Source organism: Andreprevotia chitinilytica DSM 18519 (assembly GCF_000711875.1).
GTDB lineage: Bacteria > Pseudomonadota > Gammaproteobacteria > Burkholderiales > Chitinibacteraceae > Andreprevotia > Andreprevotia chitinilytica.
Genome location: NZ_KL543994.1, coordinates 20,804 through 35,859 on the forward strand (window position 1 = coordinate 20,804; position 15,056 = coordinate 35,859).

General features: G+C 59.8%; 16 protein-coding genes. 8 read left to right on the forward strand and 8 right to left on the reverse strand.

The window, feature by feature from the left end:
* Positions 1 to 53 precede the first annotated feature (53 nt).
* The 8 genes from BR41_RS22220 to flhB form a co-directional block, all read right to left on the reverse strand.
* A complete protein-coding gene (locus BR41_RS22220) occupies positions 54 to 647 on the reverse strand; it encodes an ABC-type transport auxiliary lipoprotein family protein (RefSeq protein WP_035061793.1) in 594 nt (197 codons plus the stop codon).
* Between the two features lie 10 nt (positions 648 to 657).
* Positions 658 to 1,704 carry an MlaD family protein gene (locus BR41_RS23390; RefSeq protein WP_051711635.1) on the reverse strand — a complete coding sequence of 349 codons (1,047 nt, stop codon included), beginning with the start codon at positions 1,702 to 1,704 and terminating at the stop codon, positions 658 to 660.
* The gene (locus tag BR41_RS22230; RefSeq protein ID WP_035061795.1) at positions 1,701 to 2,462 is read right to left on the reverse strand and encodes an ABC transporter ATP-binding protein; all 762 of its coding nucleotides are present in this window, start codon (positions 2,460 to 2,462) and stop codon (positions 1,701 to 1,703) included. Before BR41_RS22230 ends, BR41_RS23390 begins: the two co-directional genes overlap by 4 nt.
* A gap of 2 nt (positions 2,463 to 2,464) precedes the next feature.
* Positions 2,465 to 3,535 (reverse strand): ABC transporter permease, encoded by a 1,071-nt coding sequence (locus BR41_RS22235; protein ID WP_035061798.1) that lies wholly within the window; start codon positions 3,533 to 3,535, stop codon positions 2,465 to 2,467.
* Positions 3,536 to 3,548: 13 nt separating this feature from the next.
* Positions 3,549 to 4,439 (reverse strand): MinD/ParA family ATP-binding protein, encoded by an 891-nt coding sequence (locus tag BR41_RS22240; RefSeq protein WP_035061799.1) that lies wholly within the window; start codon positions 4,437 to 4,439, stop codon positions 3,549 to 3,551.
* Complete coding sequence (gene flhF, locus BR41_RS22245) at positions 4,432 to 5,958, reverse strand: flagellar biosynthesis GTPase FlhF (RefSeq protein WP_035061801.1); 1,527 nt, start codon at positions 5,956 to 5,958, stop codon at positions 4,432 to 4,434. Before flhF ends, BR41_RS22240 begins: the two co-directional genes overlap by 8 nt.
* 76 nt (positions 5,959 to 6,034) lie before the next feature.
* The gene (flhA, locus tag BR41_RS22250; RefSeq protein WP_373278367.1) at positions 6,035 to 8,059 is read right to left on the reverse strand and encodes a flagellar biosynthesis protein FlhA; all 2,025 of its coding nucleotides are present in this window, start codon (positions 8,057 to 8,059) and stop codon (positions 6,035 to 6,037) included.
* 122 nt (positions 8,060 to 8,181) lie between these two features.
* The gene (gene flhB, locus BR41_RS22255) at positions 8,182 to 9,321 is read right to left on the reverse strand and encodes a flagellar biosynthesis protein FlhB (protein WP_035061805.1); all 1,140 of its coding nucleotides are present in this window, start codon (positions 9,319 to 9,321) and stop codon (positions 8,182 to 8,184) included.
* Positions 9,322 to 9,431: 110 nt separating this feature from the next.
* Here flhB and BR41_RS22260 point away from each other — a divergent pair, with 110 nt between their 5' ends.
* From BR41_RS22260 to fliR, 8 genes are all read left to right on the forward strand, one after another.
* Positions 9,432 to 10,511, forward strand: coding sequence for a flagellar hook-length control protein FliK (locus BR41_RS22260; RefSeq protein WP_035061806.1), 1,080 nt, complete (start codon positions 9,432 to 9,434; stop codon positions 10,509 to 10,511).
* Between the two features lie 113 nt (positions 10,512 to 10,624).
* The gene (locus BR41_RS22265; RefSeq protein WP_051711637.1) at positions 10,625 to 11,260 is read left to right on the forward strand and encodes a flagellar basal body-associated FliL family protein; all 636 of its coding nucleotides are present in this window, start codon (positions 10,625 to 10,627) and stop codon (positions 11,258 to 11,260) included.
* 60 nt (positions 11,261 to 11,320) lie between these two features.
* Entirely contained in the window at positions 11,321 to 12,334 is a 1,014-nt protein-coding gene (gene fliM / locus BR41_RS22270; RefSeq protein WP_035061809.1) for a flagellar motor switch protein FliM, read from the forward strand.
* On the forward strand, positions 12,327 to 12,761 hold the full coding sequence (gene fliN / locus BR41_RS22275; protein ID WP_035061812.1) for a flagellar motor switch protein FliN: 435 nt from the start codon (positions 12,327 to 12,329) through the stop codon (positions 12,759 to 12,761). The genes fliM and fliN overlap by 8 nt, the downstream gene beginning before the upstream one ends.
* Complete coding sequence (gene fliO / locus BR41_RS22280) at positions 12,761 to 13,231, forward strand: flagellar biosynthetic protein FliO (RefSeq protein WP_084187540.1); 471 nt, start codon at positions 12,761 to 12,763, stop codon at positions 13,229 to 13,231. The genes fliN and fliO overlap by 1 nt, the downstream gene beginning before the upstream one ends.
* Positions 13,228 to 13,980 carry a flagellar type III secretion system pore protein FliP gene (gene fliP / locus BR41_RS22285; protein ID WP_035061815.1) on the forward strand — a complete coding sequence of 251 codons (753 nt, stop codon included), beginning with the start codon at positions 13,228 to 13,230 and terminating at the stop codon, positions 13,978 to 13,980. The genes fliO and fliP overlap by 4 nt, the downstream gene beginning before the upstream one ends.
* Positions 13,981 to 13,985: 5 nt before the next feature.
* The gene (fliQ, locus tag BR41_RS22290; RefSeq protein ID WP_035061817.1) at positions 13,986 to 14,255 is read left to right on the forward strand and encodes a flagellar biosynthesis protein FliQ; all 270 of its coding nucleotides are present in this window, start codon (positions 13,986 to 13,988) and stop codon (positions 14,253 to 14,255) included.
* Positions 14,256 to 14,265: 10 nt separating this feature from the next.
* A complete protein-coding gene (fliR, locus tag BR41_RS22295) occupies positions 14,266 to 15,051 on the forward strand; it encodes a flagellar biosynthetic protein FliR (protein WP_035061820.1) in 786 nt (261 codons plus the stop codon).
* Positions 15,052 to 15,056 lie beyond the last annotated feature (5 nt).

The window sequence follows — 15,056 nt, forward strand, 5'->3', positions numbered from 1 at the left end:
GTACAAAATCTGTAAGCGTATTGAGTTTAGCTGAGCCGCTTGCCCGAGGCGAGTCAGCGAGAACCCTGTGCGATGGTGGATTCGATCTCGTCCAGCATTGCGGCTAATGCCTGATCCGCCGCGGCAGCAATGGCGTCGGCGGTCAACGGCGAAACCGGACGGCTGGCAGAGAAAATTTGATCGAAGACGATGGCGGGTTCCGAGGCGCGCAAGTCGACCAGCCGCAGCCGTAAACGCAGCAAGACGACGGGCGAATCGCGGCGATCCACGGTCAGCTCAAGCAACTCGCCCTCTAATCGCTGAGCAACGGGGCTGTCGGCCGTATTGTCGACGACGTGACCATACAGACCACTGGCAGCGAGCCATTCACGTAGTCGCTGCGTGATTTGTCTGTCCGGTGGGGTCAGAAAACCGCGATAGGGATCGATCACGAAGCGTTGTGCGGTTTCCCGGTAGACGAAATGGCTGTCATCGAATGGCGCAGGCGCGCGCAATGGCATCACACGCAAGGTCAAGCCGTTGCTCGTTGCCACTGGTGCACGCGCACGGGCTGCTGTCAGCAGGTAGTGCGTCTCCTGCGGTGGCGTACGGGGCGTGCTGCAGGCGGCGAGGAGCAGGATGCTGAGGAGGAGAGCGAGCGGTTTCATCAGGCAGGGTTCATCGCACAGGCAAGGGGTAGGGCGTGGGTGGGGTGCTGAACAGCAGGCTGGATGGATTGCTGCGGGTTTGCTTGATCAACTGGTGCAGCTCCTCGCTTGCGTCCTGCAGGCTGTTTAGCGTGGTGTCGATCTGGTGATCGCGGCCGGCTACCAGCCGGCTCAGCTCTGTAGACGCACGGTTCAATTCCTTGAGCGTATTGCCCAGGGCCGGGTTGGTCAGTAGCTCACGCGCTGCTTGGGCGCTGGCACCGATGTTGGCTGGGGCACTGGCCAGCGCCGGGTCGGACACAAGGCGATGCAAGATCTCGCTGCTCTGGCGCAGCTCTTTGACCAAGGCCAACGTTTCTTCGCCGGTCTGGCGAATTGGCGTGGCTTTCAATTCGTGTATTTCGGCCAGCAACGCCTCGCTGATTTCACGGGTTTTCAAGCCAGCCGTCGCCGTTGCACCGTTGTCCAATACCCGGTTCAGCCGGTCTACCGTGGCGACCAAATCCAGTTTCTCCAGCTTGCCGACGAGGTTTTGTGCTGACGTCACGATCTGTTCTACCGTGCTGCGAGCAGAAGGGACATAGGCTTGATCCGGTTGCCAGGCGATCGCCAATGGCGGGTTCTTTTTCGGGTCTTGATAGTCGATTTCGAGATAATTGGTGCCGGTCAGCCCTTGCGGCGCGATGCGTACCCGCAAGCCACGATCGACTTCGGCGACGAGCTGGCTGGCATCGGGCAGGCGTGAACTGCCGAACAATTCTGGCTTCAGGCGCGTTTCGACCAGCACATACTGTTTGCGTGCGGTGGGCGGTAAGTCTTGCTGGTACTTGGCGTGCGTGAACGAGATCTTGCTGATCTCACCGACGGTGACGCCGCGGTATTTGACCTTGGAGCCGACATCGAGGCCCTGCACCGATTCATCGAAATAGGTTTCCATCATGGTCGTGGTGGTAAACCAGCGGCCGCTGCCAAAGGCGATCAGCAGGGTGATGCCGAGGGTCAACGCGATCAATACGAACAGGCCGAGCCGGAAATAGCCCGTCTTTTGCGGGGTCATGCCATTTCCTTGTTGATCTCACGATGGAAGAAGCGCCGCACCGCATCGCTGGGCGGCTGGTCACGCAATTGCTCGGGCGTATCGAGTGCAATGGCGCCCTTCGCCCCTTTATCGAGCATGAGGGCGCGGTCTGCAATAGCGAAGATGCTGGCTAGCTCATGCGTGACGACAACGAAGGTCAGCCCGAGTGTCTGGGCCAACTGGTTGATTAGCGCATCCAGCTCGGCGGCGGTGACCGGATCGAGGCCGGCGGAGGGCTCGTCCAGGAACAGGATTTTCGGATCAAGCGCCATAGCGCGGGCGATTGCAGCGCGTTTTTGCATCCCGCCCGATAGTTCGGCTGGCGAGTAATCGGCATAGGCCTCCAAACCGACCTGCCGCAATTTCAGCCGCGCCACCAGTTCGCAGGCACTGCGGTCGAGCTGGGTGAAATTGACGAGCGGTAGCAGCACGTTGTCCAGCACGCTCATCGAGCCGAACAGGGCACCGGATTGGTAGGCGACGCCAAACTTGCGCATCAGCGCTTGGCGAGCGGGGCCTTCGGTGGCGGTCAGTTCTTCGCCAGTGAGCCAGACTTGCCCGGTCTTCGGCCGCTCCAGCCCGATCATGTGGCGCAGCAGCGTGGATTTGCCGCAGCCCGATCCGCCCAGAATCACGAACACTTCACCCGTTTCCACCGTGAACGACACGTCGCGCAGGATCGTCTCGTCACCATAGGCACAGGTGAGGTTTTCGACACGGATGATGGGCTCGGTCATGGTTACCAGCCGAGGTAGTAGAAGGCCACGGCGAACAGCCCGTCGCAGACGACCAGAAATACCAGCGAGGTAACGACGGCACGGGTCGTCGCGGCACCGACAGCTTGCGCGCCGCTACCGGTGCGTAACCCTTGCCAGCAGCCAATGGCAGCGATGCCAAAGCCGAACACGGCGGACTTGACCAGCCCGCCGAGGAAGTCGGTCAGGGCGACGATGCTTTGCACCTGAATGAAGGCCGTCTTGAACGGGATATCGAAGCTCAGCAGCACCAAGCCGCCGCCAAACAGGCCGACGACTTCAGCAAAAATTGCCAGCAGCGGCGTCATCAGTGTGACGGCCCACAGGCGTGGCAGTACCAGCACTTGCATGGGGTCGATGCCCATGGTGGTGAGCGCGTCGACTTCCTGATTGGTTTTCATCGTGCCGAGTTCGGCTGCAAATGCGGCGCCGGTGCGGCCAGCGAGCAGTACAGCGGTCATCAGTGGCGCGAGTTCGCGAATCAGCGCTAACCCGACGAGGTTGGCAACGAACAACTCTGCACCGAACTGCTTCATCGGGATTGCCGACTGAAAAGCCAGAATCACGCCAAGCAGAAAGGCGATCAGCCCGACGATGGGGAGTCCATCGGCCCCGGCCGAGGCGGCGACTTGCAAGAAATCGTGACGGTGGAAGCGAGTGTGACTACCGAGCCGCGTTCTGGCGGCAACGATGATTTCGCCGACAAAACCGACGCGGTCGTATAGCGATGCCAATGTCTCGGCTGTGGCATGCCCGAGGGAGCCAATCCAGTTTGCGGTTGCCGGCGGGGCGGAGGAGGCGAGTGGTTTTTCCGGCGTCAGTTCGGCGAGCAAGGCCGCGAATCCCGGTGCCAGTCCTTCGATCTTGCCGCCGCGCTGGATCAGCTCGAACAACAATGCCAAACCAGCACCATCGCAGTAATCGATGCCTTGGGCGTGGATGGTTTCAATCTGGATTGCTGCGCGGGCCTGAGGCCAGATGGCTGCGGCGCCATCCGCATCGAGGCGGCCGGCGAGGGTGAGCGTGTTGCCGTCTTGTTGCAGCGTGGCGCTCATGGGGCCACTCGCATCAATGATGCAAACGATCAGTCAGGATCCGGCTTGATTCGACCAGCCGGTAAACGAAATCGGCCGGGTTTTCGAAGCCGGCTTCGGGCTTGCGCCAACGCAGCATCGCATCGGCCAGTTGCCGGAAGGCATGGCTTGATTCGGCATCGGGGAAGGCATCGAGCACCGTCTTGCCCAAGCGCGTGGCACGTTTGAGCAGTTCGTCCTCGGGGACGAAACCGATCAGCCGCAGCTGCACGGCGCTGCCCAGATACTGCTGGGCGACGCGCTTGATGCGTTGATACAGGAAATTGGCTTCGGTCAGGCTGTCCACACGGTTGACCAGAATGCGGAATTCGCGGCGGGCGTATTCGGTGTAGAGCAGCTTGATGGTGGCGTAGGCGTCGGTCAGCGATTCGGCGCGCTCGGAGACGATCACCACTACGTCGTCGGCGGCCAGGCTCAAGCTCGGCACGCCGGGGCCGGTGGCGGGGCGGGTGTCGAGCAGGAGGAAGTCGGCAGCGCCGGTAACGGCTTCGAATTCTGCGCCCAGCCAGGCGAGTTCACGCTCATTCATGGCGGCGAGTGTTTGCGGGCGCGCGGCGACCGGCAGAACCGAGAAACCGGCCGAGGTTTCGAGCAGCGTATCGGCCAGCGAGCTTTCGCGGCGAATGGCGTCTTCGAAGTTGTAACGCGGTGCGAGCCGGAGACGGTGAGCCGCGTTGGAAAGACCGGTGTATTCGTCGAGCAGGATGACTTCGCGCTGGCGTTCGGCCAATGCAGCAGCCAGATGAATTGCGATGCTGGTGGTGCCGACGCCACCGCGTCCGCCGCAAAAGCTCACGCTCCGGCAGGCGGCAGGGGCCACCATGGCGCGCAGGCCGGAGGCTTGATCCTGCCACGGGCTATGCACGCACGCCTCCGACGTTCAGGTGCAGCTCGTCGCCGGCACCCACGCCGCTAGCCCCCATGAACAGCGGGTATTCGCTCTGCTGCAGCTGGAATGCCTTGGGTGGTTCATTGCGGAAGGTGCGGTCGATCAGGTAGTCGACGCGCGCGCCGTGCAGGTCTTCCGGCACGCGCTGGCCATTGGTGACGAATTGCAGCTTGAGCTTGTGGCGGATGGCGACATCGAGGCAGCCACCGAGATTCATGGCTTCATCCAGCTTGGTGACGATGCAGCCAGCCAGCTGGTGGTTCTGGTAGCGGCGGGCGACATCGTCAAGCGTGGCTGGCGCAGCGTTGGCAGCCAGCAGCAGCAGGGTCTGGATGTGTTCGTGCTCGAACAGCCGCAGCTGCTCGCCGACGCGTGAATCGCGCTGCCCCATGCCGACCGTGTCGATCAGGATCAGATGGCGATCGGCCAGATCGGCGAGGGTGAGTTCGAGGTCGGTGTTGTCTTTTACTTCATGCACCGGCACGCCGATGATGCGGCCGTAGATGCGCAGCTGGTCATGCGCGCCGATCCGGTAGCTATCGGTGGTAAGCAGGGCGACCGACTCCGGCCCATACATCAGTGCGCAACGTGCAGCGAGTTTGGCGACAGTGGTGGTCTTGCCGACACCGGTCGGCCCGATCAAGGCGAAGGTGCCGCCACGGTTGATCAGGTCTTCGCCGGTCGTCGTGGCGGGCAGGTTGTGTGCCAGTGCCGCTTTGACCCAGCGCAGGCCCTGATCGAAACCGAGGCCGGGGGGCATTTTGTCGATCAGCTGGCGAGCCAGTGCCGGGCAGAAACCGGCGGCCAGCAGCTGGCGTAGCGCTTCGAGTTTTTCTGGTGCGTGTTTGGCGAGTTCGCCCCACGCCATGCCGGCAAGCTGGCTTTCCAGCATGCCGCGCAACAGACGGATTTCACGGGCGATGTCTTCCATTGCTTCTTTATCTGCTGGCGCGGCAGCCGGTTCAGGCGCGGCGGGCGTTTCTTCTTCGAAGCGGAAGGTGGGGAGTTTTTCCGGCGGCTTGCGCACGGGTTGCTGCGGTGCAGACTGGGCCGGTTGCGCGGATTCGATCACCTGCTGGCGGGCGATGGCAAAATCCTGCAGCGTTTGGGTCGGTCTGGGCCGGCTGCTGCGTACCAGCAGTGGTTCTTCGACTGGCTCGCTGGCGCGAGGCAGATCATTGATGTCGGGTTCGTTGTCTTCGTCGGGGATCGCGTAGGAGCGGGCCAGTGCACGGGATACGGGCGCTGAGGGCTCTTGCGCAGAGCGCATCAAGCGTGCGCCATTCTGAACTGCGCGGGGGGTCGGCTTGGGCGTCGCATCGACCGTTTGTGTGCTGGTGATGGCGGCTACATCGGCGTCGGCCACGGCCATGATCTCGATACCACCACCGGCCACTTGCCGGTTCGACAGGATGAGCGCATCCGGGCCGAGTTCATCCCGAACCTGGCGGAGCGCATCGCGTGTCGTGGCACCGTAGAACTTTTTGACGACCATGTCGGCTGCTATTAACCCCAAACGGTGAATTATGCCCGTTTAATGACACACGGGCCGCTCTAATACACTTGCTGCCTTATCCCGCTGCGCCCAATACGCCAACGATGCGGATCGTTTTGCTATCCGGGATTTCGGTATGGGCAATCACGCGCAAATTCGGAATCGAACGCCGCAAGAAACGCGAAAGCATCGGCCGCAATTGTCCAGGCGTAATCAGCACGGTATTCAAGCCTTGCGCCTCCATTTGCTCGGCCAATTGCGATGCTTGTTTCAGTAGCCGCTCAGCCAATCCCGGTTCCAATCCGCCTTGCGATTTACCGGCAGCGGCGGACATCAGAATGTTTTCCAGCTGTGGTTCCAATGCAACGACCGGCAATTCGTCTTCACCCGGGAAGAGCTGGTGGATAATCGCCCGGCCGAGTGCAATACGCACCGTGGCGGTCAGCTCATCGACATCCTGTGTACGCAGGATTTGCTCGCCGAGTGTTTCCAGAATGGTACGCAAATCACGGATGTGCATCCCTTCTTCAAGTAAATTCTGAAGAACTTTCTGCAAGGTGCCAACTGGAATGATTTTTGGCACCAAATCCTCGATCAGTTTTGGTGCTTCCTTGGCGAAATGATCCAGCAATTGCTGCACTTCCTCGCGGCCGAGAAGCTCGGAAGCGTGGCTCTGCAGTACGTTGGAAATATGCGTGCCGACGACGGTGCTGGCATCGACCACCGTAAAGCCGAGCGATTGCGCGTTGTCGCGCAGATTGGCATCGATCCAGACGGCAGGCAGGCCAAAGGTTGGGTCAGTGGTCTGCATGCCGGGCAACTGGCCAGATGCATTGCCAGGGTTGATGGCGAGCCATTGGCCGACAAACGCTTCGCCCATGCCGACATCGACGCCTTTCAATTGAATGCGATATTGATTGGGCTTTAGTTCGAGATTGTCGCGAATGTGCACGGCCGGCATGAGAAAGCCGAGTTCCTGCGCCAGTTTCTTGCGGATGCCGCGAATGCGCCGCAGCAGTTCGCCATCCTGATTACGATCGACCAGTGGAATGATGCGGTAGCCGACTTCCAGCCCGACCGGATCGACCGGTTGCACATCGGCCCAGCTAACTTCCTGCAGCGGCTGTTCTGTCGGGGCAGGTACGCCCGGGGTGCCTGGTGCGGCGCTGGGTGGCGGGGCGAGTTTTCTCTTCTTTTCGACATCGTCCAGCCACCATGCCAGACCGCTGGCCATCGCGGCCATCAGCAGGAACGCCACGTGTGGCATGCCGGGAATCAAGCCCAGTACCGCCATCACAGCGGCGGTCACGTACAGCACTTGCGGCTTGGAGAACATCTGGCCAAGCAGCTGCTCGGACAGGTCCTCCTCGGTGCCGACGCGCGAGACGACCACACCGGCCGCGACCGAAATGATCAGGCCGGGGATTTGCGCGACCAAGCCGTCACCGATGGTGAGCAGGGTGTAGGTTTTGCCGGCTTCGGCGAACGCGAGGTCGTGCTGCACCATGCCGACGATCAGCCCGCCGACGATATTGATCAGCATGACCATGATGCCGGCGACCGCATCGCCGCGGACGAACTTGCTCGCACCATCCATGGAGCCGAAGAAGTCGGCTTCCTGCGCGATGGTGGCGCGACGTTTGCGGGCGTCTTCCTCGCCGATCAGACCGGCATTGAGGTCGGCATCGATCGCCATCTGCTTGCCGGGCATCGCATCCAGCGTGAAGCGGGCCGAGACTTCGGCGATCCGGCCGGCACCCTTGGTGATCACGACGAAGTTGATGATGGTGAGAATGACGAAGGCGATGATGCCGACGGTGAGGTTGTCGCCGATCAGCACGTGGCCGAAGGATTCGATCACTTGCCCGGCCGCACCGGCCCCAGTGTGGCCTTCCGTCAGCACGAGCTTGGTCGAGGCGACGTTCAGGCTCAGACGCAGCAGCGTCGTGAACAGCAGCACGGTGGGGAAGCTGGAAAACTCCAGCGGCTCACGCGTGTATAGACCCACCATCAGGACGATGATCGAGATCGCAATATTGAAGGTGAAAAAGAAATCGAGCGCCGGCGCGGGCAGCGGCAGGATCATCATGCCGAGCACCATCAGCACGAGCGCGGGGCCTGCCAGCCGGGTCAGATTGAAATTACGCCACACGTTGTACTCGGATTCCTGAGGTCATGAAGGGCTGCTGCTTCTGCTTATTTAATTAGGGTTGCCATGGATCGCTATTCGTCGACCGCACCGGGGTCCAGCTCGGCTGGCACCGGTAATTCGTCGCTCAGCGATGGCTCCAAACCGCCGTAACTGTGCCAATGCTTGAGCTGGTAGATGTAAGCCAGCACCTCTGCGGCGGCAGTATACAGCGTGGCCGGAATCTCCTCGCCGAGTTCGGCGTGGTGGTAGAGCGCACGGGCGAACGGCGGTGTGCGGACGATGGAAACCTTGTTGTCGCGGGCCAGATCGATAATGCGCTCGGCCAGCAGGAACGCTCCTTTGGCGACGACTTTCGGCGCGCGCATCTGTTCGGTGTATTTGAGTGCGACGGCATAGTGGGTCGGGTTGGTCACCACCACATCGGCTTTCGGAATCTCCGCCATCATCCGTTTGCGGGCGGCTTCGCGTTGCAGCTGGCGGATACGGCCCTTCACCTGCGGATCGCCTTCGGATTCCTTGGATTCCTGCCGGACCTCTTCCTTGGTCATGCGCAGGCCCTTGTGGTAGTCCCAGAGCTGGTAGGGCACGTCGACCGCGACGAGCAGGATCATCGAGCCGGCCACCATCAACAGCGTGAAACGGATCATCTGCCATAGATACAGCAGCCCGTTGTCCGGCGGCATCATGATCAGTTGCAGGAACTGCTCACGCTCGCGCCATAGCACGGCCGCAGCGACGCCGCCGATCACGCCGGACTTGAGGATGGCCTTGCCCATTTCGACCACCGCGCGGATCGAGAACATGCGCTTGATACCGGTGGCCGGATTCATGCGGGTGAAATTCGGAGAGATCGGTTCGAACGTGAACAACCAGCCGCCAAACAGAATCGGTGCGGCCATCGCTGCGACTGCACAGGAGATGAAGATCGGGGTCAGGGCCGTGAGTGCTTGCCGACACGCAACGACGAAGTGGTCATGCATTAATCGTGGATCAGAGACCGTGGCATGGTCGAAGCGAAAGTTGGCCACCATGATGTTTTGCAGCGTTTGATACAGCGCGGGCCCATTGCTCAGGAAGGCCACCAATCCGCTCATTACCACGGCGAAGGTCACCAGCTCTTGCGAGCGCGGTACTTGTCCCTTGTTGCGCGCGTCTTCAAGACGCCGGGATGAGGCTGGCTCGGTACGTTCGAGATCGGAATCTTCGGCCATGCTGCCTCCTTCAGCGTGCGGTGTTTCTGAATGGACGGTGCTGCGTTGGCACCGAACTTGCTTATGTCATTGTCAAAACATCGGCTTGCATGCCGACGGGAGACCAGTAGATGACTACCAGCGCCGTCAATCCTAACCCCTTCTTGGCAACGACAAGCCAGTCGGCCGACTCGCGGCAGGGTACCAGCAAAGCGAATGATCCGGGCGATCAAACCGGCTTCAATGCTGCTTTGCAGAGCCGTGTTGGCCAGCAGAACAATGTGCCGCAAAAGACGTCCACAACGCAGCCGGCGGACAAGGCAGACGACAAGAAGACCGATGGTACGGCGTCGGATGGCCTGCAACAGCAGATCGATGCGTGGATGGCCCTGTTGCAGTCAGCGCAACTACCGATTCAGTTGCCGCAAACGACGACTGCCGATGCCACGAACGCCAAGCTGGACGATACGCTCCAGTTGCTGACTGGCGGTGGTGATGGCAAGTCCAAAAAGGATGTCGGCGCCATTGATCTGGGCAAGTTGCTGAGTGCCGATCAGGCGCAGGCCAAGACGGAAGATTTTGCCGTCCTCGGCAAAAGCTTGCCGGGTGGTGGCGAAAAATCGTCAACCCAAGACAACAGTGCGGACGATTTTTCCGGTCAGCTCAGTCAACAGCGGCTGGCCCAGCTACAACTGTCGCAAAACACCAACGAAACTCAGTCTGCCAAGCAGGTGGTGGCTAGTCACACTGTGCAAGAGCCGGTGGGTGACAATCGCTGGGGCGATGCGGTGGCTCAGCGGGTTTCGTTGATGTTGGGGCGGCAAGAGCAACAGCTCGAAATGCAATTGAATCCACCTCACCTCGGGCCGATGGAGGTGAAGCTGTCGATGGCGGCCGATCAGGCGAGTGTGATTTTCACTTCGCAACACGCCAACGTTCGTGAAGCACTGGCTGCGGCAACCCCAAGGCTGACATCGCTGCTGGCGGATCAGGGCATCACACTCACCAACGTGCAGGTGGCATCCGACTCGCTCAATCAGCAGGCACAGCAACAGGCCAACCAGTTCCAGCAGCAATCGGACTCGCAACGAAATGGCCGGGCCGGGTTTTCCGGTTGGGGCGACGATGGCAAGCCGGTTGCGGTCCAGATATCCCATCTCACCGACATCAAACTGCCGGTAGCAAGGGGTGGCCTTAACCTCTACGTGTAATCTAACGCCGATCTGTACGGGGCTGCTGTTGAAGGCAGCTTCTCAACATCATTCGCTTAGCGCTTGTTTCTAATGGATTTTTGAATTATAAACAGCCTGGCGTCATAGCTTTCATGCCCCAGCTGCGCCTGGGGCATTTATACTTGCGCTTCCTGTATCCCATTCGCATCGAGACGAAGATCATGGCTGAAGCCAAGAAAGAACCAGCCGCAAAAGGCAAAGAGGCGGCGCCCAAGAGCAAAAAGAAATTCCTGCTGATCATCGTCGCCGTCGTTTTGCTGCTGGTTTTGCTGGTTGGCGGTGGTTTGGCAGCCTTTCTGTTGATGGGAAACCGCGATACCTCGGCGGATGACACCACTGCTGATGCCAGCCATGGCAAGAGCGACGCCAAGAAAGACACCAAAAAGAAGAAAAAAGACGATCACCCAGCGATTTTCGAAAAGCTGCAGCAATTCACCGTCAACCTGAATAATTCCGGCCCAGATGGTACGGATGCGGTGCTGCAGACCGATATCGTTGTCGAAGTCGCCAATGCAGATACGCAAGAAAAGCTGAAAAATGTGATGCCGAAAATCCAGAGCCAGGTGAATCAATTGCTGCGCAGCAAAACCGCAGCCGAGATTCGCACTGTGGATGGCACCGACAAGCTGGGCAAAGAAGTGCGTAAAGTGATTAACAAGATTCTTGATGTGGAAGGCGAAGACGACGGCGTGTTGTCGGTTAATTTCACTACATTTATCGTGCAATAAACCGATATAGCGATTAGCAGCATTTTTCGGCGACGCAATTCAGGCGGAATTTAAAGAGTCATGGCAGACGATATCCTTTCCCAGGAAGAGGTCGACGCGCTACTGCGCGGCGTGACCGGGGAGGAGGACGCCGACGAAGGTCAGGCTGATGCATCCGCCGTGCGCGCCTACGATATCGGCCGGCAAGAGCGGATCGTCCGCGGCCGGATGCCGACGCTCGAAATCATCAATGAGCGTTTTGCCCGCTATCTGCGCATTGCCCTGTTCAATTTCATGCGCCGCAACGCCGAAATCAGCGTTGGCCCGGTGCGTGTGCAGAAATACAGCGAATTCATCCGCAATCTGGTCGTACCGACCAACCTCAACCTGATCCATATGAAGCCGCTGCGTGGCACCGGCTTGTTCATTTTCGATCCGGATCTGGTATTCTTGGTGGTGGATAACCTGTTCGGTTCGGACGGCCGCTATCACGTTCGCGTGGAAGGCCGCGATTTCACGCCAACCGAACAACGCATCATCCAGCGCTTGCTGGAAGTCGTATTCGAGGAATATCAGAAGGCGTGGAAGCCGGTGTTCGAGTGCGAATTCGCATATATGCGCTCGGAAATGAATACCCAGTTCGCCAATATCGCCACGCCGACCGAAGTGGTGGTGGCCTATACGTTCAAGATCGAACTGGGGGCGGGCGGTGGCGATTTCCACGTGTGCTTCCCGTATTCGATGATCGAACCGATCCGCGACGTGCTGTACAGCACCATGCAGGCGGACCGGATCGAAGCCGACAACCGTTGGGTGAATCTGCTCAAGAAGCAGGTGCAGGGGGCGGAAGTGGATCTGGTCGCAACGCTCGGCAATACACGCATCACGCTCGGTGACATCCTCAACCTCAAAGAAGGCGATGTGATCTCGATGGAAGTGCCGGAAGCCATCGTCGCCGAGGTGGACGGGGTGCCGGTGCTGGAATGCAAATATGGTATTCTCAACGGCCAATATGCGTTGAAAGTAAACCGCATCCTGAACGGTCCGGATCACGACGGTTCGGGTGAAGACGGTCAGGGAGAAACCAATGGCTGAAGACGACAAGCCACAGGAAGAAGAGGCCGGCCTCGACGACTGGGCGGCAGCCATGGCCGAGCAGGCCGATGCCGACGCGGCAGCTGCGCCGAGTTCGGATTCAACGGTGCAAGCGGCCGACATCTTCGAGCGCTTCGATACCCCGCAAATCGCCGGCCCTGCCTCCGGCAACATCGACATGATTCTCGACATCCCGGTCACGCTGACCGTGGAGTTGGGGCGCACCAAGATCGCGATTCGCAGCTTGCTGCAGTTGGCGCAAGGCTCGGTCGTCGAGCTTGATGGCCTCGCTGGCGAACCAATGGATGTGCTGGTCAACGGCTGTCTGATTGCGCAGGGCGAAGTCGTCGTAGTGAACGACAAATTCGGTATCCGTCTGACCGACATCATCACCCCGGCGGAGCGGATTCGCCGCTTGCACAAGTAATGTTGCGTCTGTCCTGGTTGCGACGTCTGTCGCCGTGTCTGTTCGTCATCCCCGCTCTTGCTCACGCCGGTTTTGCTTCTTCACCGGCATCCGTGCCGCTGACTGCGCTCGCCAGCCCGTCGTTCGCTTCGCAATTGGCCCAGGTGGTGGTATCGCTGGTGCTGGTGCTTGGCGTCATCGTCGCCGCAGCGTGGGCCATGCGGCGCTTTTCGATGGTGCCGATGGCCACCGGCAGTCGTTTGCGCGTGGTGTCCGGCGTGATGGTCGGGCCAAAAGAGCGCGTGGTTGTGGTCGAGATCGAAGACACTTGGCTGGTCGTTGGCGTGACGGCGCAAGCCGTCAATCTGCTCCATGAGCTGCCCAAGCCGCCGAGTGCGGTAGCCGCCGCGCAGCCTGCCATGCCGGCGTTTGCCGAACGGCTCGCACAGGTGCTAGGTAAACGTTTGCAAAAGCGGGATGGGTCAGCATGAAGCGTCGCATACCGATCCTTGGCATTTCAGCCCTGTTGCTTTTGGCCAGCAGCGTAACGCTCGCTGCCGACGCGGGTATTCCGTTCATGTCTGCCACGCCGGCTGCGGGTGGCACCAGTTATACGCTGCCGATCCAGACGCTGTTGTTCCTGACCGCGCTGACTTTCCTGCCCGCAATCCTGCTGATGATGACCGCGTTCACGCGTATCGCCATCGTGTTGTCCTTGCTGCGGCAGGCATTGGGCACACAGCAGGCACCGCCGAATCAAGTGATTGTCGGGTTGTCGCTGTTTCTGACTTTTTTCGTGATGGCGCCGACCTTTGACAAGATTTACCAGCAGGCCTACCAGCCCTATACCGAACAGAAAATCACGTTCAACGAGATGCTCGACAAGGGCTCGGTGCCGTTGAAAGAGTTCATGCTCAAGCAGACGCGCCAGAAGGATTTGGGCTTCTTCATCGAGGTGTCCGGCATGCAAAAGCCGAATGGCCCGGAAGACGTCAGCCTGCGCGTACTGGTGCCCGCGTTTGTGACGAGTGAGTTGAAAACGGCCTTTCAGATCGGTTTTCTGGTGTTTATCCCTTTCATTCTCATCGATTTCGTTGTCGCGAGTATTCTGATGGCCATGGGCATGATGATGGTCTCGCCGGTGATCGTTTCCTTGCCCTTCAAGCTAATGCTGTTCGTGCTTATCGACGGCTGGACATTGTTGATGGGCTCGCTCGTGCAGAGTTTCATTCAGGGGTAGCCACCATGACGCCGGAAACAGTCATTACCGTAGTGCAACGGGCGATGGAGATGCTGGTGCTGCTGGGCGGACCGATCTTGCTCTCCACCTTGCTGACCGGCTTGATCGTCAGTATTTTCCAGGCCGCGACGCAGATCAACGAAGCAACGCTGTCGTTCATTCCCAAGCTGTTGGTGGCCTTTCTCGTGTTTGTGCTGGCCGGCCCATGGATGATCGAGACGGCTATGGATTACACCATCCGGCTGTACCAAAGCATTCCGCAATTGATCAGCTGAGATTCACTGGATGCTGACCATAACGCAGGCGCAGATCGACCTGTGGCTGGCCATGTTCTGGTGGCCATTCCTGCGTATCTTCGGGCTGCTGCTGACCGATCCCTTTTATTCCAGTCGCTCGATTCCCACCAGAATCCGCGTCGGACTGGCGATCCTGCTGGCCGTTGTGCTCGCGCCATTGGTGACCGTGCCGGCTGTTCCGGTAGTTTCGCCCGCTGGCATCCTGATTGCGGTCAACCAGTTGCTGATTGGTGTGATGATCGGCTTCGCCATGCGGCTGATGTTTTCCGCGGTCGAATTGGCAGGGCATTTGTCCGGTTTGCAGATGGGGCTGGGGTTTGCCATGTTCTTCGATCCGCAGCATGCCGCTCAAGTGCCGGTGGTTGCGCAGTTCTTGAGTCTGGTGACGTTGCTGCTGTTCCTGGCCTTCAACGGCCATCTGGTGATGATTCGCGTTTTGGCGGATAGCTTTATCCAGCTTCCCATTGATCCCCACCCGCTGGGTGCGGGTGGGCTCAAGTTGATGGCCGACCAAGGGGCGATGGTTTTCCGGATGGGTATGCTGCTTTCGTTGCCGGTGGTTGGTGCCTTGCTGGTGGCCAACCTCGCCATCGGTATCATGACGCGGGCCGCACCGCAGCTCAATGTGTTTGCGGTCGGGTTTCCCTTGCTGCTCGGGATTGGTTTGGGCGCGCTGTATCTGGTGATGCCGTATCTGCCACCGCATATCGACGCGATGATCGGGCAGGTGACACGGTTTATTGCACAGTTGATGACGGCATCGCATCCGCATTGATCCCG

Bases quoted from the DNA above. Each gene is read 5' to 3' on its own strand.
- BR41_RS22220 (WP_035061793.1), bottom strand. From the start codon at position 647: ATGAAACCGCTCGCTCTCCTCCTCAGCATCCTGCTCCTCGCCGCCTGC.
- BR41_RS23390 (WP_051711635.1), bottom strand. From the start codon at position 1,704: ATGACCCCGCAAAAGACGGGCTATTTCCGGCTCGGCCTGTTCGTATTG.
- BR41_RS22230 (WP_035061795.1), bottom strand. From the start codon at position 2,462: ATGACCGAGCCCATCATCCGTGTCGAAAACCTCACCTGTGCCTATGGT.
- BR41_RS22235 (WP_035061798.1), bottom strand. From the start codon at position 3,535: ATGAGCGCCACGCTGCAACAAGACGGCAACACGCTCACCCTCGCCGGC.
- flhF (WP_035061801.1), bottom strand. From the start codon at position 5,958: ATGGTCGTCAAAAAGTTCTACGGTGCCACGACACGCGATGCGCTCCGC.
- flhA (WP_373278367.1), bottom strand. From the start codon at position 8,059: ATGGTGCTCGGCATGATGATCCTGCCGCTGCCCGCGCCGGCGCTCGAT.
- flhB (WP_035061805.1), bottom strand. From the start codon at position 9,321: ATGGCCGAAGATTCCGATCTCGAACGTACCGAGCCAGCCTCATCCCGG.
- BR41_RS22260 (WP_035061806.1), top strand. From the start codon at position 9,432: ATGACTACCAGCGCCGTCAATCCTAACCCCTTCTTGGCAACGACAAGC.
- BR41_RS22265 (WP_051711637.1), top strand. From the start codon at position 10,625: ATGCCCCAGCTGCGCCTGGGGCATTTATACTTGCGCTTCCTGTATCCC.
- fliM (WP_035061809.1), top strand. From the start codon at position 11,321: ATGGCAGACGATATCCTTTCCCAGGAAGAGGTCGACGCGCTACTGCGC.
- fliN (WP_035061812.1), top strand. From the start codon at position 12,327: ATGGCTGAAGACGACAAGCCACAGGAAGAAGAGGCCGGCCTCGACGAC.
- fliO (WP_084187540.1), top strand. From the start codon at position 12,761: ATGTTGCGTCTGTCCTGGTTGCGACGTCTGTCGCCGTGTCTGTTCGTC.
- fliP (WP_035061815.1), top strand. From the start codon at position 13,228: ATGAAGCGTCGCATACCGATCCTTGGCATTTCAGCCCTGTTGCTTTTG.
- fliQ (WP_035061817.1), top strand. From the start codon at position 13,986: ATGACGCCGGAAACAGTCATTACCGTAGTGCAACGGGCGATGGAGATG.
- fliR (WP_035061820.1), top strand. From the start codon at position 14,266: ATGCTGACCATAACGCAGGCGCAGATCGACCTGTGGCTGGCCATGTTC.